The organism is Micromonospora parva (genome assembly GCF_040649675.1).
GTDB classification, from domain to species: domain Bacteria; phylum Actinomycetota; class Actinomycetes; order Mycobacteriales; family Micromonosporaceae; genus Micromonospora; species Micromonospora parva.
In genome coordinates, this window is the sequence record NZ_JBEZFX010000001.1 from 749,857 (window position 1) to 775,383 (window position 25,527).

The following is a 25,527-nucleotide window of genomic DNA, read 5'->3' on the forward strand; positions in this document are numbered from 1 at the left end:
TCGTCTCCCCCGCCCTGCGTAGGCTTCCGTCCCATGGCTCTCGGGTACGTCCGCCCGGCGCGTCCCGAGGACGCCGGCGAGATCGCACGCATCCAACTCGCGACCTGGCGGGTCGCGTACCGCCGGATCCTGCCTCGGCATGTGCTCGACAACCTGGACGAGGCGTTCCTCGCCCGGCGGTGGAGCGCCGCGGTGCTGGAGCCGCCCTCGGGCAAGCACCGGGTGCTGGTCGCCGTCGAACAGGCCGAGCAATCGTATCTGGTGGGGTTCGCGGCCTCCGGCCCGGCCGACGGCGAGGCCCTGGCCCCGGGTGAGCCGGCCGAGGCGCTCGGCCCGGACGTGGCGGCGGTGACCGACCTGCTGGTGGAGCCACGTTGGGGCCGGCGGGGGCACGGCAGTCGGCTGCTCGCCGCCGCCGTCGACCTGTGGCGGGAGGACGGCCTGAGCCGGGCGGTGGCCTGGGCGTTCGAGGGCGACGAGGCCACCCGGAAGTTCCTCACCAGCACCGGGTGGGAGCCCGACGGGGCGGCCCGCGCGCTCGACGTGGACGACATGCTGGTGCCTCAGGTGCGCCTGCACGTTGCCGTTCCGGCCGAGAAGGTCGAGTGACAGGTGTGGCGGACCCGGATCGGGGCCGCCACACCGAACCAGGTCAGCCCTTGTCCGAGCCGTCGTTGGCGTCGCGGACGAAGTAGCGCTGGAACACCACGAAGATGATCGCCACCGGGATGGTGGCCAGCAGCGCGGCGCCGAGCTTGAGCGGGTACTGGGTGCCCTTGCCGAGCGAGCCGCTGACCAGGTCGGCCAACCCGCGTGGCAGGGTGAACAGGTCCGGGTCCTGCACGGACACCAGGCTGTGCGGGAACTCGTTCCAGGAGCCCTGGAACGACAGGATGGTGAGGGTGATCAGGGCCGGCTTCGCCATCGGCAGCACCACCGACCAGAAGGTGCGGAAGATGCTCGCCCCGTCGATCCGGGCGGCCTCCTCGACACTGACCGGAATCGACTCGAAGAACTGTTTCATGATGAACACGCCGGCCGCGTCGGCCAGCAGCGGCACCACCAGACCGGCGTAGCTGTTGTAGATGCCGAGCTGGTTGAGCACCAGGAACTTCGGGATCAGCAGCACCACCCCGGGCACCGCCATCACCGCGATGACGGCGGCGAACAGCCCGCTGCGGCCGCGGAACCGCAGCCGGGCCAGCGCGTACCCGGCGAGCGAGTCGAAGAAGACCCGGCCGAGGGTGACCAGCACCGTCACCAGCAGCGAGTTGCCCAGCCACAGGGGGAAGTTGGTGCCGGCGAAGATCCGTTCGAAGCCGGCAAGGGTGAGCGGGTCCGGGAACGGTGACAGCGGGTTCGCCGCCGCGTCGGGCTCGGTCTTGAGCGCGTTGCCGATCTGGATGACGAACGGGTAGAGGAACACCAGCCCGAAGAAGACCAGCGTGGCGTACCCCAGAAAGCGGGTGGCCAGGGTGCGGGCCGCGCGGTGCTGACGCCGCGCGGGCACCGCCGCCGGGCGGTCGGTGAGCACGGCCATCTCAGGACCTTTCCGGTACGCGGCGACGCCGCCAGCCGCGGCGCGGCCGGTCGGTGTCCCGCTCGGCCAGTGCGCGGCGCTGGATCAGCGTGAGCACGATGATGATCAGGAACAGGACGAACGAGATCGCCGCCCCGGAGCCGTAGTCGAAGTCCCGGAAGGCGGTCCGGTACGACAGGTAGGCGGGGGTGAGCGTGGTCTTGGCCGGGTCGCCCTGGCTCATCACGTACACCTGGTCGAAGACCTGCCAGGAGCCGATCATCCCGAGGGTGAGCACGAGGAAGGTGGTGGGCCTGATCATCGGCAGGGTGACGTACCGGAAGCGCTGCCACCGGGACGCACCGTCGAGGGTGCTCGCCTCGTCGAGCGTGACCGGCACGTTCTGCAGCCCGGCCAGGAACATCAGCATGAAGGTGCCGGAGGTGGTCCAGACGACCAACGTGATGATCGAGATCATCGCCACGCTCGGGCCGGCCAGCCAGTCCCACCAGCTCAGTCCGAACGGCCCGCCGTCGGCCAGCGCCGCCGGTGGCGAGTCGACGCCGAACACGCCGAACAGCAGGTGCAGCACGCCCCGGGAATCGGCGAACCACTCGGGCCCGTCGATGCCGACGAAGCCGAGCAGGGCGTTCACCGCGCCGGAGTTGGCGAAGAGGAACAGGAACACCACGCTGATCGCGACCGAGCTGGTCACCGAGGGGAAGTAGAAGGCGCTGCGGAAGAAGCTCTTGCCCTTGAGCATCCGGTTGTTGACGACCAGGGCCAGGCCGAGCGCGAGCACCGTCTGCGCCGGCACCACGATCGCCACGTAGTAGATGTTGTTGCGGATGCTGGTCATGAAGTCGCGCCGGGCCAGCCCGTCCTCGGTGAACAACTGGGTGTAGTTGCGCGCGCCGACGAACGGGACGTCGCCGGTGAAGGGACTGCCCTGGCCGTTCCAGTCGGTCAGGCTGACCCAGAGCGCCATCAGGATGGGCAGCAGCAGGAACAGTCCCAGAATGACGATCACCGGGGCGACGAAGAGCCAGCCGGCGAGGTTCTCGTCGCGTCGGGTGCCGCCCCCGCGTCGGCGCGGGCTCGACCCGGTCGCGGTGGCCGTGGCGGTCAGTGTCTCGGTTGCCATCTTCCCTCCCTTCCTCTCTCCGGCCGACGTGCGGCGGGGGCCCCGGTGGTCGCCGGAGCCCCCGCCGTCACCTCAGCTGCCGCCGAGCGCAGCCTTGGCGTTCTTGTCGAAGTTCTGCAGGACGGTCTTGGGGTCACCGTTGGCCAGCCCCTGCAGACCGGTGTCGAGGTCCTTGAGGACGCTGTCCATCTTCGGGGCGTTCACCGGGCCCTGGGCGTACGCGGCGCCGTCGACGAACACCTTGTCCGCCGGGAAGGCGGCGGTGTACTGGTCGCGCGCCGACTGGCGGGACGGCATGACACCGAACGCCTTCGCGAAGGTCATCTGCTGCTCGCTGCTGGTCATCGCCTCGACGAACTTGATCGCCTGATCCTTGTACTTGCTCTTCGCGGCGATGCCCCAGCACTGGGTGAAGGAGAGCGTGCCCTGCCCCTTGGGGCCGGCCGGCAGCGCCACCACCTTGTACTTCACGTTGGGGAAGTCGTTCTGCAGGGCACCCTTGATCCAGTTGCCCTCGATGGTCATCACGGCCTTGCCCTTGCCGAACGCCTCACCGGACCAGCCGGCGTCGAGCTGCTTGGGGTACTTGGCCAGCCCGGTGCTGAGCATGGTCTTGACGTACTGGAGGGCGGCGAGGTTCTCCGGGGTGTCAGCGGTGGGCTGCTTGCCGTCCTTGCTGACCAGCCAGCCGCCGTTCTGCACCATGAAGGCACCGATCCGGTCCCGGGTGTCGCCGAGGGCCAGCGGGACCTGCCCCTTGGCCTTGATCTTCTGGGCGGCGGCGGTGAGCTGCTCCCAGGTCGTCGGCACGTCGGCGTCGGTCAGCCCGGCCTTGGTCCACAGGTCCGTGTTGATCTGCAGGGCCAGCGTGGAGAAGTCCTTGGGCGCGCAGTAGAGCTTGCCGTCGTACGTGAAGGCGGTACGCAGGCTCTCGTAGAAGTCACCGGAGTTGCTGACCTTGTCGCCGTACGGCTCGAGGGCGCCGACGCTGGCGTAGTTGGCGAACTGGGCCGCGTCCACGTAGAAGACGTCCGGTGGGGTGCCGCCGGCGAGCGCCTGACCGAGTTGCTGGGTGAGGTCCTGGGCCGGGGTCACCGTCGCGGTGTTGCCGGAGCTGCTGGCCCACGTCGCGGCGGCGTCCTGCACGGCCTTGGTCTCGGCCTCGCCGGACGAGCCGATGAGGATCTGCAGGCTGGCCGGGCCGCTGGACTGGGCGGTGTCGCCGGAGGAGTCGTCGAAGCCGCTGCCGCAGGCCGCGGAGCCGAGGAGGGCGACGGCGGCGAGGCCCGCCACCGCTGCCCGGGTGATTGTTCGAGGTGCCATGGTTTCTCCTGGTGGGGGGTGTGGCTACGCGGTGTGCCGCAGTGCCAATGAGGGCTGGAGCAGCACGGGGTTGGGGGTCTCGTGGTCGCCGTCGAGGACCCCGGTGAGCAGGTCCACGCAGCGGGCGGCGGCCTCGCCGAGCGGCTGGCTGACGCTGGTCAGCCCGACCGCCGCGGCCACCGGTGTGTCGTCGAAGCCGATCACCGACACGGACGGGTCGACGCCGCGGATCGCCTGGAGGGCGCCGAGGGCGAGCGAGTCGCTGGCGCAGACCACCGCGCTCGGCGCCACGGCGACGAGCAGGTCACGCATCAGACGTTCGCCCTCGGCGATGCCGTCCTCGGTCTCCCGGTGCAGCCCGGTCGGGTCGACGCCCGCCGCGTGCAGCGTGTCGCGCCAGCCGGCCCGCCGGTCGTCGCCGACGCCGGAGCCGACCGGCCAGCCGATGAACGCGATCCGCCGGTGGCCGGCGTCCAGCAGCCGCCGGGTGGCCTGGGCGGTGCCGGCGGCGCCGTCCACGTCCACCCAGGGGTGTGCGTCGAGCGCGTCCCACGGGCGGCCGAAGGTCACGAACGGCACGTCCCGGTCGGCGAGCCATTGGGTACGCGGGTCGCCGTACTTGGTGCCGACCAGCACGAACGCGTCCAACTCGTAGGTGCCGAGCAGGTCGCCGTAGGTGGCGATCTCCCGTTCGTCGTCGGTGGCGGTGTAGAGCAGCACCCGGTAGCCGGCCGCGTCGGCGGTCTCGGTGAGGCCGTGCAGGAAGCGGTCGAGCACGGAGCCGTTGATGCCGTCGCGGGTCGGCTCGATCCGGGCGGCGATCAGGCGGGACCGGCCGGTGCGCATCTGCCGGGCGGCCTGGTTGGCCCGGTAGCCGAGCGCGTTGATCGCGTCCTCGACCCGCTGACGGGTCTCCTGCCGCACGATGTGCGGGGCGTTGAGCACGTTGGACACCGTCTGCCGGCTGACTCGGGCGTGCCGGGCCACCGTCGCGATGGTCACCTTTTCGGCCACTTAATCCCTCTCGCCATCTTGAACGATCCAATTTGGATAAGGCAGGATTGGATCGTTCAAGTTTCTGGAATGTTTCGCACTTTGCACCGCCAGGGGCCGCGTTGTCAAGACGTCCGCCCCGCACCCCGAGGATCTGGAGCCACACCGTGATCGAACGCCAGCTGCAACCCCTCCTGCACGAGTTGGTCGGGGTGGTCTTCGCCCCCACCAGCGCGCTGGGGGACGCGACCGGGCAGATCCGCCCGACCGGCGTCCAGGGCGTCTTCCACGCCGATGCCCGGGTGCTCTCCCGCGCCGAGCTGCTTGTCGACGACCAGGAGCTCGAAGGGCTGACCCGGGGCGACGTCGGACCGCACCGCGCGCACTTCGTGAGCCTGGCCCGCTGGCTCGGTGACCCCACACCCGACCCCACCGTCCGGGTCGACCGGACCCGCCGGGCCACCCGCAACGGTCTCACCGAGGAGCTGCGCATCCGCTCCACCGCCACTGTTGGCGTACGGGCCACCGTCTCCGTCGACCTCGGCTGCGACCTCGCCCCCATCGAGGTCGTCAAGTCCGGTCGCGCCACCGACGCGCTGGCGGCCAGCACCGGCCAGCCCGGCACGCTCACCTGGACGGGCACCGGGATCACCGTCACCGTCACCGCGCCAGGCGCCGACGTGCTCGCCGACCGCGAGCGGGCCACCACTCCCCGGCTGGTCTGGCCGGTCGACCTGCCCCCCGGCGGCGAGACCGTGCTGCGCTGGCAGTTGGCCGTCGACGACCCGCGCGCCGTCGTCGTCGGCCCGGCCGGCGAGCCCGAATGGTCCCGACCCGAGGTGAGCGCCGACGACCGACGCCTCGTCCGGCTGCTCGACCGCAGCCTCGACGACCTGCGGGGCCTCCGGCTGGCCGAGACCGGCGCCCCGGGGGACGTGTTCCTCGGCGCCGGGGTGCCCTGGTTCCTCACCCTGTTCGGCCGGGACAGCCTCTGGGCCGCCCGGATGATGCTGCCGCTCGGCACCGACCTGGCCGCCGGCACCCTGCGCGTCCTCGCCCGCCGGCAGGGCACCCGGATCGACCCGACGACCGGCGAGGCCCCCGGCAAGATCCTGCACGAGCTGCGGCGCCACGAGTTCGCCCTGCCCGAGAACGGCCTGCACCTTCCACCGGCGTACTACGGCACCGTCGACGCCACCATGCTCTGGGTCAACCTGCTGCACGACGCGTGGCGGTGGGGAATGCCCGCCGAGCAGATCGAGCCCCTGCTGCCGCACCTGGAGGCGGCGCTGCGCTGGCTCGGCGAGCACGCCGACCCGGACGGTGACGGCCTGGTCGAGTACGTCGACACCACCGGTCGCGGGTTGTCGAACCAGGGGTGGAAGGACTCCGGAGACGCCGTCCGATTCCACGACGGCACCCTGGCCACCGCGCCGATCGTGCTTGCCGAGGTGCAGGGGTACGCGCACGAGGCCGCCGTGAACGGGGCCGCCCTGCTGGACGCCTTCGGCCGACCGGGCGCCGACCGCTGGCGCGAGCACGCCGCCGCGCTTGTCGACCGGTTCCGGAAGAGCTTCTGGGTCGACGGCCGCCACGGCCCACAACCAGCGCTGGCCCTCGACCGCGACAAGCGCCCCGTCGACTCGCTGACCAGCAACATCGGCCACCTGCTCGGCACCGGCCTGCTCGACCGCGACGAGGAGGCGCAGGTCGCGCACCTGCTCACCACCGACACGATGGCCGCCGGGTTCGGACTGCGCACCATGTCCAGCGACGACGCCGGCTTCAGCCCGCTGTCGTACCACTGTGGCTCGATCTGGACCCACGACACCGCGATCGTGCTCGGTGGGTTGGCCCGCGCCGGGCACCGCGACGCCGCCCTCGGCCTGGCCGACGGACTGCTCAGCGCGGCCGAGGCGTTCGACTACCGGATGCCGGAGCTGTACGGCGGCGACGACCGGGCACTGGTGAACCGTCCGGTGCCGTACCCGGCCGCGTGCCGACCGCAGGCCTGGGCCGCGGCGGGTGCGGTGCTGCTGCTACAGGCGGCCACGGGGCTCTACCCGGACGTACCGGCCGGCACGGTCCGGCTGACACCGCTGGCCGGGCCCGAACTCGGCGCGCTGCACGTCGACAGCCTGCGCGTGGCCGACACCCCGGTGACGGTGACCGTCGACCGCACCGGCGAAGCCACCATCACCGGCCTGCCCACCCCCCTGACCCCACCTCTCCCCACCCAACGCCGCCCCACCACCCAACCCCTCCCCCAATAACCCCCGCCCCGCCCCCGCCCTGGCCCTCGCCCTGGCCCTCGCCCTCGCCCTGACCCCGTCGATCATGGAGTTGTGATGGGCGAAAGCTCCATGTGTGCCCCTTCTGCGAGGCACCACAACTCCATGATCGACACAGGGTCAGACCGGGCGGCTCCGGCGATCTTGCGGTTTCGGTTGTCGGGATGCGTGGAATGCCCCTTGTGCCACCGCAGAAAGTGCAAGATCGCGGGGGTGGGGGTCAGCGGGCTTGTTCGGCGACCAGCTCGTCGTCGTCCATGGCGCCGGTGGGGTGGAAGCCCAGGGAGGTGTAGAGGGCCGCTGCTGGGGTGTTGTCCGGGTGGTACGAGAGGCGGACCGGGGGGTTTCCGTCCTGGGCCGCCAGCCAGGGGGCCAGGGTTTGCACGGTGGCCCGGCCGACGCCCCGGCCCTGCTCCGCCGCGTCGATCAGCATCCCGCCGATCCAGTGCGAGCCGTCGTCGTCCACACCCCACATGACGTGGCCGACGACGGTCTCGTCGGCGTACACGGCCAGGGAGTTCCACACGTCGGAGCGCATGCTGAGCAGCAGGTAGCGGGCACCCAGCGCGGCCACGAACCGGCGCTGGTCGTCGCGCGGGGCGACGTCGGCCACCGCCCGCCAGTTGTCGTCGTCGACCGGCCGGAGTGTGACCCGCCGACCGAGCCGATCCAGGTGTGCGTTATCGATCATCGGCGGATGCTACCCGGCCCGGACAGAGAGATCTTGGACAGTTTCCGTCACGGGAGAACGGAAACTGTCCAAGATCTGCGGTCAGTCGAGCAGGGCGTCCAGGCCGACGGTGAGGCCGGGGCGGTTGCGCACCGCGCGGACGGCCAGCAGCACGCCCGGCATGAACGACACCCGGTCGTACGAGTCGTGTCGGATGGTCAGCGTCTCGCCGGTGCCGCCGAACAGCACCTCCTGGTGGGCGACCAGGCCGGTGGCGCGCACCGCGTGGACGCGTACCCCGTCGATGTCGGCGCCGCGCGCACCCGGCACCTCGTCCTTGGTGGCGTCCGGCACCGGGCCGAGGCCGGCCTCGGCGCGGGCCCGGGCGATCTGCCGGGCGGTGTGGGTGGCGGTGCCGCTCGGGGCGTCCAGCTTGCGCGGGTGGTGCTGCTCGATGATCTCGACGGACTCGAAGTGTCGGGCGGCGCGGGCGGCGAACTGCATCATCAGCACCGCGCCGATGCCGAAGTTCGGGGCGATGACCACACCCACCTCGGGCCGGTCGGCCAGCCAGCCGCGCACCTGCTCCAACCGCTGCTCGGTGAAGCCGGTCGTGCCGACCACCGCGCTGATGCCCTGCTCGACGCACCACCGGAGGTTGTCCATCACGACGTCCGGCGTGGTGAAGTCGACGACCACCTCGGCGGCGGAGACGGCCGAACGACTGTCGCCCTGGTCGATCGACGCCGTCAGGGTGAGGTCGTCGGCGGCGTCGACGGCCTTGCAGACCTCGATGCCCATCCGGCCGCGCGCGCCGAACACGCCGACCCGAATCTTCTCCTGCTCGTCAGTCACGGGGCACAACCTATCCCAATCGGGACGTGCCCCAGTCGTCGGATCCGGGCCGCTCCACCGACCGGGACGCGCCCCGGACCGGGCCGCGACAGCCCTCAGACCGCGAAGTCGCCAGCGCCGAACGGGCCCACCACTGCCAACGACATCGGGCGGCTGAGCAACTCGGCGGCGAGGACGTTGACGTCCTCCACGCTGACCTCGTCGACCCGGCGGAGCAGCTCGTCGACGGGCATCAGGTCGCCGTAGAGCAGCTCACCCTTCGCCAGCCGGCTCATCCGGGAACCGGTGTCCTCCAGGCCGAGCACGAACGAGCCCTTGCTCATCCCCTTGCCCCGGGCCACCTCGGCCTCGGTCAACCCGTCGGCGGCCACCCGGGCCAACTCGGCGCGGGTCAGGGCCAGCACCTCGTCCACCTTGCCCGGCGCGCAGCCGGCGTAGACGGCGAACAGGCCGCTGTCGGCGTACTGGCTGGCGTAGGAGTAGACCGAGTAGGCCAGGCCGCGCTGCTCGCGGATCTCCTGGAACAGGCGGCTGGACATGCCGCCACCGAGCACGTTGTTGAGCACCCCGAGGGCGAACCGGCGATCGTCGAGTCGGTCGATGCCGGGGCAGCCGAGGATGACGTGCGCCTGCTCGGTCTCCTTCGGCTCCACCACCGTGGTCACCGGCCTGGTGCGTACCGCCGGGGTCGCCGCGCGGTGCGGTGCCGGGCTGGCCGGGTCGCTGTCCAGCGGGGTGCCGCGCACCGCCTGACGGACCAGCTTGACCACCGCCGCGTGGTCGAGATTGCCGGCGGCGGCGATGACGATCTGCGGCGCGGTGTAACGCCCCCGGTAGAAGTTCTGGATCTGCCGGCGGGTCATCGGGGTGACGGTCTCCGCGGTGCCGGAGATGAGCCGGCCCAGCGGGTGGTCGCCGTAGACGGCCTGGACGAAGAGGTCGTGCACCTCGTCGCCCGGCTCGTCGTCGTGCATGGCGATCTCTTCCAGGATCACGCCGCGCTCGGTCTCGACGTCGGCCGGCTCCAACAACGAGTCGGCGACCAGGTCGCACATCACGTCGATCGCCAGCGGCAGGTCCTCGTCCAGCACCCGCGCGTAGTAGCAGGTGTATTCCTTCGTGGTGAAGGCGTTGGTCTCACCGCCCACCGCTTCGATCTGCGAGGAGATCTCCAGTGCGGTGCGCTTGTGGGTGCCCTTGAAGAGCAGGTGCTCCAAGAAGTGCGCGGCACCCGCCTGCGGGCCGGTCTCGTCGCGCGAGCCGACCGCCACCCAGATGCCGAACGAGACGCTGCGCATCGCCGGAATCGCCTCGGTGAGGACGCGCAGGCCGCTGGGCAGCACGGTACGTCGTACCGTGCCGCCCAGCGGGTCGTCGCTGAGCGTCCGGGTCACCGCGCGGGCGGTGCCGCCGGAACGGCCCGCCCCGGTGCCCCGAGACGCAGCCACCCCCCGTCGATCCGGTGGAAACGGCGCGCTGAAGGCCCGACTCACGTGGTGCTCCCGGTTCGACGAGGGGTGGGTGATGCGAGGTACGACGATCAGCTGTGCCGGGTCCGGCGGCGCGGACGCTCGCCGCCCTCGCCACCCTCGCCGCCGTTACCGCCCTCGCCGCCGCGCTCCGGGCCACGCCCGCCACGGTCGCCGCCGCGCTCACGGTCACCGCGGTCACGCGGAGCCCGGTCGCCGCGGTCCCGACCAGCCGGCCGGTCGCCAGCGGCGGCCTCACCGGCGGCCGGAGCCTCGGTGCCCTCCGGGCGGACCTTGTCCAGGTAGATCTTGCCGCGGGCGTCGATGTCCGCGATCTCGACCTCGACCCGGTCACCGACGTTGAGGAAGTCCTCGACCCGCTCGACCCGCTTGCCGTCGCCCACCTTGGAGATGTGCAGCAGGCCGTCGCGGCCCGGCAGGAGCGAGATGAACGCGCCGAACGCGGCGGTCTTGACCACCGTGCCGAGGAACCGCTCGCCCTGCTTCGGCAGCGTCGGGTTGGCGATGCCGTTGATCCGGTCGACGGCCGCCTGGGCCGACGGGCCGTTGGTGGCGCCGACGTAGATCGTGCCGTCGTCCTCGATGGAGATCTCGGCGCCGGTCTCGTCCTGGATCGCGTTGATGGTCTGCCCCTTCGGGCCGATCACCATGCCGATCTTGTCGACCGGGATCTTGACGGTGGTGACCCGCGGCGCGTAGTCGGACATCTCGGCCGGAGCCTCGATCGCCGCCTTCATGACCCCGAGGATGACCTGCCGGGCCTCGTTCGCCTGCTGAAGCGCGGCGGCGAGCACGTCCGACGGGATGCCGTTGAGCTTGGTGTCGAGCTGCAGCGCGGTGACGAACTCCGGGGTGCCGGCGACCTTGAAGTCCATGTCACCGAACGCGTCCTCGGCACCGAGGATGTCGGTCAGCGTCACGTACTGGGTCTTGCCGTCCACCTCGTCGGAGATGAGGCCCATCGCGATGCCGGCGACCGGCGCCTTCAACGGGACACCGGCGGAGAGCAGGCCCAGCGTCGAGGCGCAGACCGAACCCATCGAGGTGGAGCCGTTGGAGCCGAGCGCCTCGGAGACCTGCCGGATGGCGTACGGGAACTCCTCGCGCGACGGCAGCACCGGGATCAGCGCCCGCTCGGCGAGGGCGCCGTGGCCGATCTCCCGACGCTTCGGCGAGCCGACCCGGCCGGTCTCACCGGTCGAGTACGGCGGGAAGTTGTAGTTGTGCATGTAGCGCTTGCGGTTCTCCGGGGAGAGCGTGTCCACCATCTGCTCCATCCGGAGCATGTTCAGCGTGGTGACACCCAGGATCTGGGTCTCGCCCCGCTCGAACAGCGCCGAACCGTGCACCCGGGGCAGCACCCCGACCTCGGCGGTCAGCGCCCGGATGTCGCGCGGGCCACGCCCGTCCATGCGGACCTGCTCGCGCAGCACGCGGTTGCGCACCTCGGACTTGGTCAGCGAGCGGAAGGCGGCGCTGAGCTCCTTCTCCCGACCCTCGAACCGAGCGCCCAGCTCCTCGGCGACGCGGGCCTTGACCCGGTCCAGGGCTTCCTCACGGTCGGCCTTGCCGGCGATGGTGATCGCCTCGGCCACGTCGGCGCGGGCCAGCTCGGCCACGGCGTCGTACACGTCGTCCTGGTAGTCCAGGAAGACCGGGAACTCGGTGACCGGCTTGGCGGCGACCTCGGCCAGCTCGCTCTGCGCGCGGCACAGCTCACGGATCGCCGGCTTGGCGGCCTCCAGGCCGCTGGCGACGATCTCCTCGGTCGGGGCGGTGGCACCGGCCGAGATGAGGGCGACGGCGTTCGGGGTGGCCTCGGCCTCGACCATCATGATCGCGACGTCGCCGTCGTCGAGCGTGCGGCCGGCCACGACCATGTCGAAGGTGGCGCGGGCCAGCTCCTCCAGGGTCGGGAAGGCGACCCACTGGCCGTCGATGTGGGCGACGCGGGTCGCCCCGATCGGGCCGGAGAACGGCAGGCCGGAGAGCTTGGTCGACATCGAGGCGGCGTTGATCGCCACGACGTCGTACGGGTGCTGCGGGTCGAGCGCGAGGACGGTCTCGACGACCTGGACCTCGTTGCGCAGGCCCTTGACGAAGGACGGGCGCAGCGGCCGGTCGATCAGCCGGCAGGTGAGGATGGCGTCCTCGCTGGGCCGACCCTCACGGCGGAAGAACGAGCCGGGGATGCGGCCCGCGGCGTACATCCGCTCCTCGACGTCGACGGTCAGCGGGAAGAAGTCGAACTGCTCCTTCGGGTGCTTACCGGCGGTCGTGGCGGAGAGAACCACCGTCTCGCCCAGCTGGGCGATGACGGAACCGGCGGCCTGGCGAGCCAGCCGACCGGTGGAGAAGGTGATCTCACGGGTGCCGAAGGACCCGTTGTCGATCACGGCGGTGCGGGATTCGGTGCCGAGTTTGGTCTCGGTCATGTGCTGTCGTGCTCCTTCGCGTCGTGGGCCCACGACATCGGGGAGCTGCTCAGCCGGCCGGTCTTCGATCGAAGCGCCCGGGTGGTCGGCATGATGCCGGGTTCCCGGGGGCCACTACCGGAGACCGGTACGCTGACCGGCTCCCTCTCGGGTGGTCGCGCGGCCCGTGTTCTTCAGGTGGGACGCGGCACGGGGGAGCGGCCGTCCGGCCACTCCCCCGTCACGTCACCGGCGCAGACCGAGCCGCTCGATGAGCGACCGGTAGCGGGCAATGTCCTTCTTCTGGACGTAGTTGAGCAACCGACGGCGCCGGCCGACCAGCAGCAGCAGCCCACGGCGGCTGTGGTGGTCGTGCTTGTGCACCTTCAGGTGCTCGGTCAGCTCCGCGATCCGCTTGGTGAGGACCGCGACCTGAACCTCCGGCGAACCGGTGTCGCCCTCGGCGGTCGCGTACTCCGCGCGGATGCTGGCCTTGGCTTCCTGATCGAGCGCCATGTTCTCCCTGTTTCGATGGGTTGATCAAGTGGGTGTCCGTCGTCCCGATGGACCGGGAACGGACCGGTACCTCGCACCCGCGGCGTCGAGCAGGCACGCGAGGCCCCACGCCGGTCACCCGACGTCCCGGCAAGACTACCAGCACTCGCCGGTAACACCCGGCGAAGGGCCTCGGGGCGGCCCGTCACGCCACGACGATCAGGCCAACGCGCGCCTGGTGCGCTCGACGTCCTGGTTCATCTGGGCGATCAACGGCTCGATCGAGTCGTACCGGACCTGACCACGCAGGTGCGCCACGAAGTCCAGGGCCAGCCGCTCGCCGTACAGGTCGCCGGAGAAGTCCAGCGCGTACGCCTCCACCCGCCGCTCCCGGCCGGAGAAGGTCGGGTTGGTGCCCACCGAGACCGCCGCGAGCAGCGGTTCACGCTGACCGCGCCGGATCAGCCGGGCCGCGTACACCCCGTCGGCGGGCACCGCCGCGTACCGGTGGCAGAGCAGGTTGGCGGTGGGGAAGCCCAGCTCCCGGCCCCGCTGGTCGCCGCGGACCACGACCCCCTCCAGGCGGTGTGGGCGGCCCAGCGCGGCGGCCGCCGCGCCCACGTCGCCAGCGTCGACGCAGGACCGGATGTACGTGGAGGAGAAGACGGTGCCGTCCTCGGCGACCAGCGGGCCGCCCTCCACGCCGAAGCCGAACGTCCGACCCAACTGCTCCAGCAACGCGACGTCGCCGGCCGCCCGGTGCCCGAAGCGGAAGTTGCTGCCGACCACCACCAGCGCCGCGTGCAGGTGCTCGACCAGGACGTCGTGCACGAACTGTTCGGCCGGCACCCGGGAGAACTCCGGGGTGAACGGCACCACGCAGAGCACGTCCACGCCGAGCGCCTCGATCAGCTCGGCCTTGCGGGCCGGCTCGGTGAGCACCGCCGGGTGCGAACCGGGGCGGACCACCTCGGCCGGGTGCGGGTCGAAGGTGACCACCACCGACTGCACGCCCAGCTCGCGGGCCCGGGCCACGGTGTGCCCGATGGTCGCCTGGTGCCCCTTGTGCACGCCGTCGAAGACGCCGATGGTGACCACCGAGCGTCCCCACCCGCCGGGCGCCGCGTCGTAGCCCCGCCACCGCTGCATGCCGTTCCTCTCTGCTGTCCCGCCGCCGGCGGGTCGACACCGCCGGCTGCCGGCCGACGGACCTGCGCCCACGGTCAGGCCGGGGCGAGCACGATCTCCGCCCGAGCCCGGCCGTCCCGCTCGCTGACGATAGCGATCAAGCCGCCGGCCGGCCCGAACACGGCGTACGGCCCGGTGAGGCCGGCCGGGTCCAGTGGCCCACCGTGGGCGAGCACCCGGGCCTCGTCGGGCGTGGCCTCCCGGCGCGCGAAGAACCGGTCGGCCGCCGCGTCCAGGGGCAGGTTCACCACGTCCGGGGCGCGCTGCTCCAACTCGTCGAGGGTGGCCGCCTCGGCGAGGGTGAAGCCACCCACCGCGGTGCGCCGCAACGCCGTGAGGTGTCCACCGACGCCGAGCGCCAGGCCCGCGTCCCGGGCGATGGCCCGGATGTACGTGCCGGAGGAACAGGTCACGTCCACGTCCACGTCCACCACGTCCGGTTCGGTGCGGCGGATCGCCAGCACCGCCAGCCGGGAGATGCTGACCCGCCGCGCCGGCAGCTCGACGCTCTCCCCGTCGCGGACCCGCTTGTACGCCCGCTGCCCGTCGATCTTGATGGCGCTGACCGCGCTCGGCACCTGGTCCACCTCGCCGCTGAGCCCGGCCAGCGCCGAGCGGATCGCGTCGTCGGTGACGTGGCCGGCCGGCACGGTGGCGGTCACGTCGCCCTCGGCGTCGTCGGTGACGGTGGTCTGGCCGAGCCGGATGGTGCCGGTGTAGCTCTTGCCCGCGCCGATCACGTACGTCAGCAACCGGGTGGCCCGGCCGACACCGATCACCAGCACCCCGGTGGCCATCGGGTCGAGGGTGCCGCCGTGCCCGACCCGTCGGGTCTTGGCCAGTCGGCGGATCCGCGCCACCACGTCGTGCGACGTCATGCCGCCGGGCTTGTCGACCACGATCAGACCATCGGTGCTCACGTCGGCCAAGCCTGCCAGATGACCGCTGTCGGAGAGTGCGTGGGCGGGCCCCCAGGTGACCCGGACGACCGGCGGGGTGCTCAGCGGACCGCGCCGGTCACCGCCCAGCCGCCGTTGCGCAGTCGCAGCAGCAGGGCGACCAGCCGGATCACCACGAACACCGTGAGCCCGGCCCAGATGCCGCCCAGCCCGAGATCGAGCGCGTACGCCAGCCAGATGGCCGGCAGGAAGCCGCCGAGCGCCGCCACGATGGTGAGGTTGCGCAGGTAACGCACGTCGCCCGCGCCGATCAGCACGCCGTCGAGGGCGAACACCACCCCGGCCAGCGGCAGCATGACGACGAACCACGGCCAGGCGACGGCGGCCTGCTCGCGTACCCCCGGATCGGAGCTGAACCACGACGGCACGATGCCGGCGCCGGCGGCGATGAGCAGCGCGAAGCCCACGCCGCAGACGCCGCCGAGCAGCCCGATCCGGCGGGCGAGCGCCCGCGCCCCCGCGTCGTCGCCGGCGCCGAGCGCGGCGCCGACCAGGGACTGCGCGGCGATGGCGAGGGCGTCGAGCACCAGCGCGGTGAAGAACCAGAGTTGCAGGGCGATCTGGTGGGCACCGACGGCGGCGGCGCCGAACCGGGCGGCGACGGCGGTCGCGGACAGGAAGCTGGCCTGGAACGCCAGCCCACGGATCAGCAGGTCGCGGCTGAGCACCAGCTGCTGGCGGATCACCCGGGGCCGGGGTCGCAGCGACACCCGCTCAGCGACCAGGGCGGCCGCGAAGAGCACCCCGCAGAGCGTCTGCGCGACGACGTTGGCCACCGCCGAGCCGACCAGGCCCAGCCCGCCGGGGTAGACCAGCAGCGGGCAGAGCAGCGCGGAGAGCAGGTTGGGGCCGAGCACGAAGACCAACGGGCGGCGAGTGTCCTGCACGCCGCGCAGCCAGCCGTTGCCGGCGGCGGCGAGCAGCAGGCCGGGGGCGCCGAGGGCCGCGATCCGCAGCCACTGCGCGGCGGCGTCGGCCACCTCGCCACCACCACCGACGAGGGTACGTGCGAGCGCGCCACCGCCGAACTGCATGCCGACCGCGATCAGCAGACCGACACCGAACGCCAGCCAGGACGACTGGACGCCTTCGGAGACGGCGGCCGCCCGGTCACCCGCGCCGAACCGGCGGGCCGCGCGCCCGGTGGTGCCGTACGCGACCACGGTGCCGACCCAGGCGGTCAGCGTCATGACCGTGCCACCGACGGCGAGCGCGGCGAGCGGCACCCGGCCGAGGTGACCGACCACTGCCGTGTCGACCAGCACGTAGAGCGGCTCGGCGGCGAGCACCACGAGGGCCGGCAGGGCCAGCGCGGCGATCCGGCGCGGCGAGGCGGGTCGGTGGGCGGTGGGGGCGGTCTGACTCATCGCCGCCGATCCTGGCACGACGACAGTAAGGATCGCAATCCCGCCCAGGGCTTACCCGGTCGCCGGGCGGCCGGGTGCGGTCGGGCCGGCCGGGTGCGGTCGGGCCGGCCGGGTGCGGTCGGGCCGGCCGGGGCGAGTAACTGGGGTCAGAGGCTTTGGAGCTGATGTCGCAGACGAATCACGTCGTGACGTCGCAGACAAAGCGGGTGGTCACGTCGCAGACAACTCAGGCCGTGACGTCGCAGACGAAGCAGGCTGTGACATCCAGGCGAGGCGGGCCGTGACGTCGCAGACAGGGCAGGTCCTGCGATGTCGTAGACGATTCAGCTCCAAAGGCGCACCAAGAGGCGTCGGATCCTCCCCGGCCGTGTCGGCAGAGGGGATCACCACTGGTGCGGTCGGCTCACTGACGGGTGTCCATCGATGTCTGCAGCGCGCGGCGGGCCTGCTCGCGGGCGTCGTCGGTGGTGGTCTCGGGCTTGGGCTTGTTCGGCATGGTGGCGCTCCTCTTCCAGGGCGGGAGCCGCCGGCACGCGGCGGCCCTCACGGGCGATCGTGCTGAGCGCCCCACGGCGGTCCGGGGTTACCGGAGCAGCCGGCTGGGCAACGTGAGCCCGGGTCGGTCGACCCTGGAGGGAGGCGGCACAGGGTGTGGCACCACCGCCCGTGACCTGCACCGCCAGGCGGCGCAGGCCCTCTCCCAAGTTATCGTTCAGGTCCACATACTGCTTACGGTTCCCGCCATCTGGACACCCGACAACCCAGCTCAGCGGGCCAGAAAGTGCCAGCCCAGCCACCACCAGAACCCGAACAGACCGATCCGGCCCACCGGCACCGAGCCGACCTCGTACCGCATCACGTACGCGCAGACCTCGCCCAACGTGGGGATGCGGGACCCCTCCCGGCGGGCCATCCACTCCACCACCGCGAAGAGGACCAGCGCGGTGAGGAACCCGCCGATCGCGATCGCCCGCATCATCGCCGCACCAGCCCCCAGAAGGCGGCCAACCAGGCGAACCAGGCTGCCGACCGGGTCAGATGATCTTCCAGGAGAGGGTCGGCCAGCCGGGAGAAGGTGGGAAAGTCATCGCCGGCAGCCATCACGAAGGTCACGCCCTCGAAGACCCCGAAGACCACCACCGGCACCGCCCACCAGACGGCCCCCGCGCCCAGCTGGCGCGGTGCGGGCCGGCGCGGCACCCGGTTGCTCAGACCGAGCCAGATCAGCACCCCACCCGTGCCGAGGGTGAACAGATTCGCCTCGGTGGAGAAGGACGCGAACCGGCCACCGACGAGCGACAGGCAGACGAGAACGGGAACGGAGACGGCGGGCCGGTCCCAGGCGCGGGGGGCCTCCACGGTGAGGTCGTGCGGCTGCTCCATCCCGCAATTCTTCCCGGTCACACGGAGGGCGGGAAGACCGACACTCCCCGAGCTGACCCTGATCTTCCGGATCCGATCGACGACGGTCGAAGTTCGGCCTCAGCCGATCAGTGCCGCCTCCAGCTGAGCACGGATCGACTCGACCACCTGCTCGACACTGCCCCGACCGGTGAACCCGGCCGCGAACGTGTGCCCACCACCGCCCAGGGCGACCGCGACCCGACTGACGTCCACCGCGCCCTTGCTGCGCATCGACACCGCCCACTCGGCGGGCCGGGTCTGCTTCACCACGCAGCTCACATCCGCCTCGGCGGTGCACCGCACCGAGTCGATCAACGCCTCCAGCACGTACGGCCGCTGGTCGTGCCGGGCCAGGTCGTCCAGCGTGGCGAAGGTCCAGACCAACCCCCGGCCGGCAGCGGCGGCCGGCTCCAGCCGGGCCCGACCGAGCACCTCGCCGAAGAGGCGAACCGCGCCGAAGGGCCGGGTGTCGAAGACCCGTCGGGAGATGTCACCGGGCGAGATGCCGGTCGCCAGCAAGCGGGCAGCCATCTGATGCACCGCCGGCGTGGTCGCCTCGAAGCGGAACGAGCCGGTGTCAGTGGTCAGCGCCGTGTAGAGACACTCGGCGATGGCCGGATCGACCACCACCCCGAGCCGGGCCAGCAGCTGCTCGGCCACGACCGACGTGGCCGCCGCACTCGGATCGACCAGGTTGACCGTGCCGAAACCGGGGTTCGAGGCATGGTGGTCGAGCACCAGCGCCGCACCCGCCGTCGACAACCGCCCGGCCAGGTCGCCGAGGCGCGACACGCTCGCCGCGTCGAAGCAGATCACCAGATCGGGCGCCGGGTCGGCGGCGTCCGCCGGGACCAGCAGATCCAGACCGGGCAGCCCACGGAACGGCTCCGGCACCTCCGGCGGCCCGGGGAAGGTCGCCTGGACGTCGCGTACGCCGAACTGCCGCAGGCCCAGACCGAAGCCGAGCATGCTGCCCAGCGCGTCGCCGTCCGGGTTGACGTGGCAGATCAGCAGCGTACGGCCGGTCGGCGGGAGAGCCCGCAGCAACGCCTCGGCCGCGGCCCAGTCCGCCTCGGCGGGGCCGAGCCCGGTAGCCCCGGCGAGCGGGGCGTCGGCGGTGCTGGTCACCGCGTTTCCCCACCCCGCGGGGAATCCTTGACGTCGGTGGCCTCGTCGGCCTCTTCCGTCTCGTCGACCTCGTCCGTGTCGTCGTCCACCCGGTACGGCTGGGCTTCGCCCGCGTACTTCGCCTGGGCGGCGAGCCGCTGCACCTCGGCATCGGCGTTACGGGCGGCGGCGAGCAGGTCGTCGATGTGCTTGACCTGGTCCTGCACGTCGTCGAGGACGAAGGTGAGGGTCGGCGAGTGGCGCAGCCCGAGGGCCTTGCCGACAGTGCTGCGCAGCATCCCCTTGGCGCTCTCCAGCGCCGCGGCGGTGTCCGCCTGGGCCACCGAGTCACCGAGCACGGTGTAGAAGACCGTCGCGTCGCGCAGGTCAGCGGTAATCCGGGCGTCGGTGATGGTGATCATCCCGAGCCGCGGGTCCTTGATCTGGCTCCGCACCACCGACGCGACCAGCTCACGCACCCGTTCCGCGTGCCGGCGTACCTTGGCCGGATCAGACATCTCGCCACCTCCACGGCGTCCTGCTCCCGGTCGACCCGGCGGCCCGGAGGCCGCCGGCCGACCGGCCAACATCTCGAACACTACCTTCGCGGCCGCGCCGGTCGCCCGGCACAGCCGGCACCATGGTCAGTCGTCGTCCGCCCCGTAGAGCCGGCGACGGACCGACAGCAACTCGACCTCGGGGCGCGCGGCCACCAGGCGCTCACAGGAGTCCAGCACCTCACGGACGTGCGTCGTCTCGGCGGCCACCACGGCCACCGCGAGCTGCGCTCGACCATGCAGGTCCAGCGCGCCCACCTCGGCGGCCGACACCTCGAAACGGCGCAGCGCCGCCACGATCGGCCGTACATATGATCTCTTGGCTTTGAGCGACCTGGAGTCGCCTGGCAGCAGCAGGTCGAAGACCGCGGTTCCGGTGAACATCGCCCCGGACGATACCGCCAACCCGCCCCGCATGATCAAGGGGTTTACGCCGGTCGGCGTAAACCCCTTGATCAGCGTGTCACTGCCGGATCAGGCGCGAACCTTCTCCCGCATCTCGAAGGTCTCGATGACGTCGCCGACCTGGACGTTGTTGTAACCACCCAGGGTCAGACCGCACTCGAAGCCCTCGCGGACCTCGGTGGCGTCGTCCTTGAACCGCTTGAGCGAGGTGATCGTGAGGTTGTCCGCCACGACCGTCCCGTCCCGAAGCAGTCGAGCCTTCGCGTTGCGTCGGATGACGCCCGACCGGACGATGCAACCGGAGATGTTGCCGATCTTGGACGAGCGGAAGACATCGCGGATCTCCGCGGTGCCCAGCTCGGCCTCCTCGTACTCCGGCTTGAGCAGGCCCTTGAGCGCTGCCTCGATCTCCTCGATGGCCTGGTAGATGACGGTGTAGTACCGGATCTCCACGCCCTCGCGGTCGGCCATCTCACGGACCTTGTTCGAGGCCCGCACGTTGAAGCCGATGATCGTGACCGGCTCGGACGAGGCGCTCGCGAGCATGACGTTGCTCTCGGTGATCGCGCCGACGCCCCGGTCGAGGACCTTGAGCTGGACCTCCTCGGGGATGTCGAGGTTGAACAGCGCGTCCTCCAGGGCCTCCACCGAACCGGAGACATCGCCCTTGAGGATGAGGTTGAGCGAGGTCTTCTCGCCCTCCTTGAGCTGCTCCATGAGCGTCTCGAGGGTGGCCCGACCACGGGAGTTGGCGAATGCCGCCGCCCGCCGCCGTGCCTGTCGCTGCTCGGCGATCTGCCGCACCGTGCGGTCGTCCGCCGCGGCGAGGAACGTGTCACCCGCACCGGGCGGCGCGGTCAGACCCAGCACCATGACCGGACGCGCCGGCCCAGCCTCGGAGAGCTGGTTGCCGTTCTCGTCGAGCATGGCCCGGACCCGGCCGTGCGCCCCACCGGCGACGATCGAGTCGCCCGCCCGCAGGGTGCCCTTCTGCACCAGCACCGTCGCCACCGCACCGCGGCCCTTGTCCAGGTGCGCCTCGATGGCCACACCCTGCGCCGGCCCGTCGATCGGAGCGGTCAGCTCCAGCGACGCGTCGGCGGTCAGCAGGACGGCCTCGAGCAGCTCCTCGATGCCGATGCCGGGCTTGGCGGCCACGTTGACGAACATGGTCTCGCCGCCGTACTCCTCGGCGACCAGGCCGTACTCGGTCAGCTGCTGGCGGACCTTGTCCGGGTTGGCCTCCGGCTTGTCGACCTTGTTGACCGCGACCACGATCGGCACGTCGGCCGCCTTGGCGTGGTTCAACGCCTCGATGGTCTGCGGCATCACGCCGTCGTCGGCCGCGACGACCAGGATCACGATGTCCGTCACCTGGGCACCACGGGCACGCATGGCGGTGAACGCCTCGTGACCCGGGGTGTCGATGAAGGTCACCGCGCGGTCCACACCATCGTGCGGAACGTGCACCTGGTAGGCACCGATGTGCTGGGTGATGCCACCCGCCTCACCGGCCACGACGTTCGCCTTGCGGATGGCGTCGAGCAGCTTGGTCTTACCGTGGTCGACGTGACCCATGACGGTCACCACCGGCGCACGGCTGACCAGACGCTCCTCGGCCACCTCCGCGTCGAGGTCGATGTTGAACTGCGCGAGCAGCTCGCGGTCCTCGTCCTCCGGGCTGACGATCTGGATGTCGAAGCCCAGGTGCTCACCCAGCAGCTGCAGGGTGTCGTCAGAACAGGACTGGGTCGCGGTGACCATCTCGCCCAGGTTGAACATCTCCTGGACCAGCGAACCCGGGTTGGCGTTGATCTTGTCGGCGAAGTCCGACAGCGAGGCGCCACGGGAGAGCCGGACGACCTGACCCTGACCCCGGGGAGCACCCGAGCTCATGGTCGGAGCCGACAGGTTGTCGAACTCCTGTCTGCGCTGCTTCTTGGACTTACGACCGCGCGTCGGCCGGCCACCCGGACGCCCGAAGGCACCCGCGGCACCGCCGCCACGGCCACGACCACCGGCACCCGGACGACCGCCGCCGCCAGCCGGAGCACCCGGACGGAAACCGCCACCGGGAGCACCGCCGCCGCCACCGGGACCGCCACGGTAGCCACCGCCACCGCCGGCACCCGCGCCGCCACCAGGGCCGCCGCGGTAACCGCCACCGCCACCGGCGCCACCGCCGGGACCGCCACGGAAGCCGCCGCCACCGCCACCGGGACGGCCTGCGCCGCCGCCGGGACGACCAGCCCCACCGGGACCGGGGCGACCGGCAGCCGGACGCTGGCTCGGCATGGACGCCGGGCTGGGCCGCGGCGGCATGGAGTTCGGGCTCGGCCGCGGCGGCATGCCCGCCGGGCTGTTGGGCCGAGGGCCACCCGCACCGGCGGCCGGGGGCCGCTGCTGCTGGCCACCCTGGATGCCGAACGGGTTGTTACCGGCACCGCGCGCCGGCGGGCGACCGCCCGGCCGGGCACCCGGACCGGGAGCCGGCGCGCTCGGACGAGCTGCCGGCGAACCGGGACGGGGCGGCATCGCCGCGGGACCCGGCCGAGGGCCGGGACGGTTACCGCTGCCACCGTCCGCCGGGGGCTCCCGGCGAACCGGGTTCTCCCGCTGCTGCTGGCGGGCGGCCTGCGCGGCCTTGACCGCGGCCTCCTGCTCAGCCTTCAGCGCGGCGGCACGCGCCTCCGCGGCCGCCACCTCGATGTCGTGGGCACTCGCCGGCTTGGCGACCGGAGTCGCCGACTGCGGCGCACCGGGCACCGGACCCTTGGGCTTCGGACCGGGTGCCGGCGCGGCCGGCCGCCGAGGCGGCATCGGCTTGGCCGAGACCCGGGGCGCGCCCGGGGTCGGGGTTGGCGTCGGGGTCGGGGCTGAAGCCGGCGTCGACGCGGGCGCCGACGGGGCGGCCGGTGCCGGGGCACCGGCGGACGCGACGAATGCGTTACGCAGCCGCCGGGCGACGGGCGCCTCGACGGTGCTGGACGCGGACTTCACGAACTCGCCCATTTCCTTCAACTTGGCGAGAACGGTCTTACTCTCGACCCCGAGCTCTTTTGCAAGCTCGTGTACGCGGGCCTTGCCTGCCACTGCACTCCTCACTCCGAGGTCGTGCGGGCAGCACCCGCAGCGACCTCACTCGTGCACTTGAAGCCTGGTCATTTCAGGGACTTCATCGTGTGCTCATGTCGGTCGTCCTACCCTGCTAGCGACCCTCGCCCGGTCGGGCTGACCGGACGTAGTGGTTGGCGCATCGACGTGCTCTGCCAGCACACCGTGGTCAAGGACCTCGGTGCTGCGCAGCGCACGCCCGAAGGCGCGGCGCCGCACCGCCAGCGCGAAGCAGGCCGGATCCGGGTGCATGTTCGCTCCCCGACCCGGCAGCCTGCGGAGCGGATCAGGCCGGAGGCTGTGACCAGCCTCGTCCCTGACCGCGACGATCCGCAGCAATTCGCTGGCCGGCGCACGTTGCCGGCAACCCACACAGGTGCGCTCCGGCTGCGCGCGTCGTACCACTGGAGGAAGTCTACCCCTAGCTACCCGAGATCGCGCCGCCCGGCTCCCGCACGTGATCAGTTACCCCACGCGCGGCAGGCGGGGACTGCTCCGCATCGGAGCGGATGTCGATCCGCCAACCGGTCAATCGGGCCGCGAGTCGGGCATTCTGCCCCTCCCGACCGATCGCGAGCGAGAGCTGGAAGTCGGGAACTGTCACCCGGGCGGCCCGACCGGCCAGGTCGACCACCTCGACCCGCAACGCCTTGGCCGGCGACAGCGCGTTGCCGACGAAGGTGGCCGGGTCGTCCGACCAGTCGATAATGTCGATCTTTTCGCCGTGCAGCTCACTCATCACGGCCCGCACCCGCTGACCCATCGGGCCGATACAGGCGCCCTTGGCGTTCACGCCAGGGGTGGTGGAGCGGACGGCGATCTTCGTGCGATGGCCCGCCTCACGGGCGATCGCGCCGATCTCCACGGTGCCGTCGGCGATCTCCGGGACCTCCAGGGCGAACAGCTTCTTGACCAGCGCCGGGTGCGACCGGGACAGGGTGATCTGCGGCCCACGCATGCCCTTGGCGACGTGCACCACGACGCAGCGGACCCGCTCGCCGTGCGCGTACCGCTCACCGGGCACCTGCTCGGACTGCGGCAGCACGCCCTCCAGCTTGCCGAGGTCGACGCTGACGATGCCCTTCTCGGTACGCGTCTCGTGCGCCTGCACCACACCGGTCACCAGGTCACCCTCGCGGCCCACGTACTCACCGAAGTGCACCTCGTCGGTGGCCTCCCGCAACCGCTGCAGGATCACCTGCTTGGCGGTCATGGCGGCGATCCGGCCGAAGTCGTGCGGGGTGTCGTCCCACTCGCGTACCAGGCTGCCGTCGGAGTCCATCTCCTGCGCGTACACCAGGGCGGCGCCCGACTTGCGGTCGATCTCCACCCGGGCGTGCGGTTCGGCCCCGTCGGTGTGCCGGTAGGCGGTCAGCAACGCGGTCTCGATCGCCGCGAGAATCGTGTCGAACGGGATCTCCCGCTCGCGCTCGAGTGCGCGCAGCGCCGCGAGGTCGATGTTCACCTCTCCTCGTCCTCCACATCATCTTCGTCGTCGATGTCGTCTGAATCGTCGATCTCGTCGGAATCGTCCGCGTCGTCGATCTCGTCGTCCGGCTCGCCGAGTTCGGCGAGCCGGGTGAACTCGACCTGCACGCGGCCGGGGCCCAGCTGGGCGTACGCCCAGGCGGCACGGCCGCCGTCGGTCTCCAGGTGCACGCCCTCGTCGTCGGCAGCGACCACCCGGCCGGTCAGCTGACGGTCACCGGCGGGCTGTTCGCCACGCTGGCCGGGCAGCGTGGCCGCGCCCCGGACGGTGACCTTGACCAGTCGGCCCACGTTGCGCCGCCAGTGGCGGGGCAGGGTGAGCGGCCGGTCCACACCGGGCGAGCTGACTTCCAGCTGGTACTCGCCGGAGACGATGTCGCCACCGGTCTCCTCGGCGGCGTCCAGCGCGGCCGAGACCGCGCGGGAGACGTCCGCGACGGCGTCCAGGTCGATCCCGCCGTCGGTGTCCACCAGCACCCGCACCACATGTCGGCGGCCGGCCCGGGAGACCGACAGGTCCTCAAGGTCGTAGCCGGCGTCGTTGACCACCGGTTCGATCACGGCCCGCAGTCGGGTCCGCCGCGCGGCGAGGTCACCGCCGCGGGGACCCGCGGTGTCGCGGGGTCGACCCGTCGGCCTGGTGGCACGGCCACGCTGCGTCATCTCCGCACCTCTCCCTGGTCGACGGGGACCGGAAGTCCCGCCATGCCGGCACGCCACCGGAGTGGACACGCCGGTGGTTGC

Annotated in this window: 23 protein-coding genes; 2 read left to right on the forward strand and 21 right to left on the reverse strand. The window is 71.7% G+C overall.

Annotation, left to right across the window (positions count from 1 at the left end):
* Positions 1-33 precede the first annotated feature (33 nt).
* A complete protein-coding gene (locus AB0C03_RS03300) occupies positions 34-609 on the forward strand; it encodes a GNAT family N-acetyltransferase (RefSeq protein ID WP_030336858.1) in 576 nt (191 codons plus the stop codon).
* A gap of 43 nt (positions 610-652) precedes the next feature.
* Here the strand turns inward: AB0C03_RS03300 and AB0C03_RS03305 are convergent, their stop codons facing one another.
* From AB0C03_RS03305 to AB0C03_RS03320, 4 genes are all read right to left on the reverse strand, one after another.
* Complete coding sequence (locus AB0C03_RS03305; protein ID WP_030336860.1) at positions 653-1,540, reverse strand: carbohydrate ABC transporter permease; 888 nt, start codon at positions 1,538-1,540, stop codon at positions 653-655.
* Position 1,541: 1 nt separating this feature from the next.
* Positions 1,542-2,663 (reverse strand): carbohydrate ABC transporter permease, encoded by a 1,122-nt coding sequence (locus AB0C03_RS03310; RefSeq protein ID WP_030336863.1) that lies wholly within the window; start codon positions 2,661-2,663, stop codon positions 1,542-1,544.
* A 72-nt stretch (positions 2,664-2,735) separates the two neighbouring features.
* Complete coding sequence (locus AB0C03_RS03315) at positions 2,736-3,986, reverse strand: sugar ABC transporter substrate-binding protein (protein WP_357633903.1); 1,251 nt, start codon at positions 3,984-3,986, stop codon at positions 2,736-2,738.
* A 24-nt stretch (positions 3,987-4,010) separates the two neighbouring features.
* The gene (locus AB0C03_RS03320) at positions 4,011-5,000 is read right to left on the reverse strand and encodes a LacI family DNA-binding transcriptional regulator (RefSeq protein WP_210861581.1); all 990 of its coding nucleotides are present in this window, start codon (positions 4,998-5,000) and stop codon (positions 4,011-4,013) included.
* A gap of 146 nt (positions 5,001-5,146) precedes the next feature.
* Here AB0C03_RS03320 and AB0C03_RS03325 point away from each other — a divergent pair, with 146 nt between their 5' ends.
* Positions 5,147-7,252: an amylo-alpha-1,6-glucosidase gene (locus AB0C03_RS03325; protein ID WP_357633906.1), complete on the forward strand. Its 2,106-nt coding sequence runs from the start codon at positions 5,147-5,149 to the stop codon at positions 7,250-7,252.
* A 238-nt stretch (positions 7,253-7,490) separates the two neighbouring features.
* On the opposite strand, the gene AB0C03_RS03330 is transcribed toward AB0C03_RS03325, so the two are convergent.
* The 17 genes from AB0C03_RS03330 to rimP all read right to left on the reverse strand — a co-directional run bounded on the left by AB0C03_RS03330 (position 7,491) and on the right by rimP (position 25,446).
* Positions 7,491-7,961 (reverse strand): GNAT family N-acetyltransferase, encoded by a 471-nt coding sequence (locus AB0C03_RS03330; RefSeq protein ID WP_357633909.1) that lies wholly within the window; start codon positions 7,959-7,961, stop codon positions 7,491-7,493.
* A gap of 81 nt (positions 7,962-8,042) precedes the next feature.
* The gene (dapB, locus tag AB0C03_RS03335) at positions 8,043-8,795 is read right to left on the reverse strand and encodes a 4-hydroxy-tetrahydrodipicolinate reductase (RefSeq protein ID WP_357633912.1); all 753 of its coding nucleotides are present in this window, start codon (positions 8,793-8,795) and stop codon (positions 8,043-8,045) included.
* 95 nt (positions 8,796-8,890) lie between these two features.
* Positions 8,891-10,288 (reverse strand): M16 family metallopeptidase, encoded by a 1,398-nt coding sequence (locus AB0C03_RS03340; protein ID WP_030337592.1) that lies wholly within the window; start codon positions 10,286-10,288, stop codon positions 8,891-8,893.
* Positions 10,289-10,335: 47 nt separating this feature from the next.
* Positions 10,336-12,720 carry a polyribonucleotide nucleotidyltransferase gene (locus tag AB0C03_RS03345; RefSeq protein WP_030337593.1) on the reverse strand — a complete coding sequence of 795 codons (2,385 nt, stop codon included), beginning with the start codon at positions 12,718-12,720 and terminating at the stop codon, positions 10,336-10,338.
* 225 nt (positions 12,721-12,945) lie between these two features.
* Complete coding sequence (gene rpsO, locus AB0C03_RS03350; RefSeq protein ID WP_030337594.1) at positions 12,946-13,215, reverse strand: 30S ribosomal protein S15; 270 nt, start codon at positions 13,213-13,215, stop codon at positions 12,946-12,948.
* Between the two features lie 198 nt (positions 13,216-13,413).
* A complete protein-coding gene (locus AB0C03_RS03355) occupies positions 13,414-14,343 on the reverse strand; it encodes a bifunctional riboflavin kinase/FAD synthetase (RefSeq protein ID WP_030337595.1) in 930 nt (309 codons plus the stop codon).
* A gap of 74 nt (positions 14,344-14,417) precedes the next feature.
* A complete protein-coding gene (gene truB / locus AB0C03_RS03360; RefSeq protein ID WP_357633917.1) occupies positions 14,418-15,302 on the reverse strand; it encodes a tRNA pseudouridine(55) synthase TruB in 885 nt (294 codons plus the stop codon).
* An 80-nt stretch (positions 15,303-15,382) separates the two neighbouring features.
* The gene (locus AB0C03_RS03365; protein WP_030337597.1) at positions 15,383-16,708 is read right to left on the reverse strand and encodes an MATE family efflux transporter; all 1,326 of its coding nucleotides are present in this window, start codon (positions 16,706-16,708) and stop codon (positions 15,383-15,385) included.
* A gap of 766 nt (positions 16,709-17,474) precedes the next feature.
* A complete protein-coding gene (locus tag AB0C03_RS03370) occupies positions 17,475-17,684 on the reverse strand; it encodes a DUF6186 family protein (protein WP_030337599.1) in 210 nt (69 codons plus the stop codon).
* Positions 17,684-18,091, reverse strand: coding sequence for a hypothetical protein (locus AB0C03_RS03375; RefSeq protein WP_030337600.1), 408 nt, complete (start codon positions 18,089-18,091; stop codon positions 17,684-17,686). The genes AB0C03_RS03370 and AB0C03_RS03375 overlap by 1 nt, the downstream gene beginning before the upstream one ends.
* A 99-nt stretch (positions 18,092-18,190) precedes the next feature.
* Positions 18,191-19,240 carry a DHH family phosphoesterase gene (locus AB0C03_RS03380; RefSeq protein WP_357633921.1) on the reverse strand — a complete coding sequence of 350 codons (1,050 nt, stop codon included), beginning with the start codon at positions 19,238-19,240 and terminating at the stop codon, positions 18,191-18,193.
* Positions 19,237-19,737, reverse strand: coding sequence for a 30S ribosome-binding factor RbfA (gene rbfA, locus AB0C03_RS03385; RefSeq protein ID WP_210865792.1), 501 nt, complete (start codon positions 19,735-19,737; stop codon positions 19,237-19,239). The genes AB0C03_RS03380 and rbfA overlap by 4 nt, the downstream gene beginning before the upstream one ends.
* 126 nt (positions 19,738-19,863) lie before the next feature.
* Positions 19,864-20,160: a DUF503 domain-containing protein gene (locus AB0C03_RS03390; RefSeq protein WP_030337604.1), complete on the reverse strand. Its 297-nt coding sequence runs from the start codon at positions 20,158-20,160 to the stop codon at positions 19,864-19,866.
* A gap of 90 nt (positions 20,161-20,250) precedes the next feature.
* Positions 20,251-23,274, reverse strand: a complete 3,024-nt coding sequence (gene infB / locus AB0C03_RS03395; RefSeq protein WP_030337605.1) for a translation initiation factor IF-2 — start codon at positions 23,272-23,274, stop codon at positions 20,251-20,253.
* Between the two features lie 93 nt (positions 23,275-23,367).
* Positions 23,368-23,700 (reverse strand): YlxR family protein, encoded by a 333-nt coding sequence (locus tag AB0C03_RS03400; RefSeq protein ID WP_081884157.1) that lies wholly within the window; start codon positions 23,698-23,700, stop codon positions 23,368-23,370.
* 16 nt (positions 23,701-23,716) lie between these two features.
* Positions 23,717-24,760 carry a transcription termination factor NusA gene (nusA, locus tag AB0C03_RS03405; RefSeq protein ID WP_030337606.1) on the reverse strand — a complete coding sequence of 348 codons (1,044 nt, stop codon included), beginning with the start codon at positions 24,758-24,760 and terminating at the stop codon, positions 23,717-23,719.
* Positions 24,757-25,446: a ribosome maturation factor RimP gene (gene rimP / locus AB0C03_RS03410; protein WP_210865791.1), complete on the reverse strand. Its 690-nt coding sequence runs from the start codon at positions 25,444-25,446 to the stop codon at positions 24,757-24,759. The genes nusA and rimP overlap by 4 nt, the downstream gene beginning before the upstream one ends.
* Positions 25,447-25,527: the final 81 nt, after the last annotated feature.

Bases quoted from the DNA above. Each gene is read 5' to 3' on its own strand.
- rbfA (WP_210865792.1), bottom strand. From the start codon at position 19,737: ATGTCTGATCCGGCCAAGGTACGCCGGCACGCGGAACGGGTGCGTGAG.
- rpsO (WP_030337594.1), bottom strand. From the start codon at position 13,215: ATGGCGCTCGATCAGGAAGCCAAGGCCAGCATCCGCGCGGAGTACGCG.
- AB0C03_RS03370 (WP_030337599.1), bottom strand. From the start codon at position 17,684: ATGCGGGCGATCGCGATCGGCGGGTTCCTCACCGCGCTGGTCCTCTTC.
- AB0C03_RS03330 (WP_357633909.1), bottom strand. From the start codon at position 7,961: ATGATCGATAACGCACACCTGGATCGGCTCGGTCGGCGGGTCACACTC.
- AB0C03_RS03390 (WP_030337604.1), bottom strand. From the start codon at position 20,160: ATGTTCACCGGAACCGCGGTCTTCGACCTGCTGCTGCCAGGCGACTCC.
- AB0C03_RS03305 (WP_030336860.1), bottom strand. From the start codon at position 1,540: ATGGCCGTGCTCACCGACCGCCCGGCGGCGGTGCCCGCGCGGCGTCAG.
- AB0C03_RS03375 (WP_030337600.1), bottom strand. From the start codon at position 18,091: ATGGAGCAGCCGCACGACCTCACCGTGGAGGCCCCCCGCGCCTGGGAC.
- AB0C03_RS03345 (WP_030337593.1), bottom strand. From the start codon at position 12,720: ATGACCGAGACCAAACTCGGCACCGAATCCCGCACCGCCGTGATCGAC.
- AB0C03_RS03300 (WP_030336858.1), top strand. From the start codon at position 34: ATGGCTCTCGGGTACGTCCGCCCGGCGCGTCCCGAGGACGCCGGCGAG.
- rimP (WP_210865791.1), bottom strand. From the start codon at position 25,446: ATGACGCAGCGTGGCCGTGCCACCAGGCCGACGGGTCGACCCCGCGAC.
- AB0C03_RS03355 (WP_030337595.1), bottom strand. From the start codon at position 14,343: ATGCAGCGGTGGCGGGGCTACGACGCGGCGCCCGGCGGGTGGGGACGC.
- AB0C03_RS03310 (WP_030336863.1), bottom strand. From the start codon at position 2,663: ATGGCAACCGAGACACTGACCGCCACGGCCACCGCGACCGGGTCGAGC.
- AB0C03_RS03315 (WP_357633903.1), bottom strand. From the start codon at position 3,986: ATGGCACCTCGAACAATCACCCGGGCAGCGGTGGCGGGCCTCGCCGCC.
- AB0C03_RS03365 (WP_030337597.1), bottom strand. From the start codon at position 16,708: ATGAGTCAGACCGCCCCCACCGCCCACCGACCCGCCTCGCCGCGCCGG.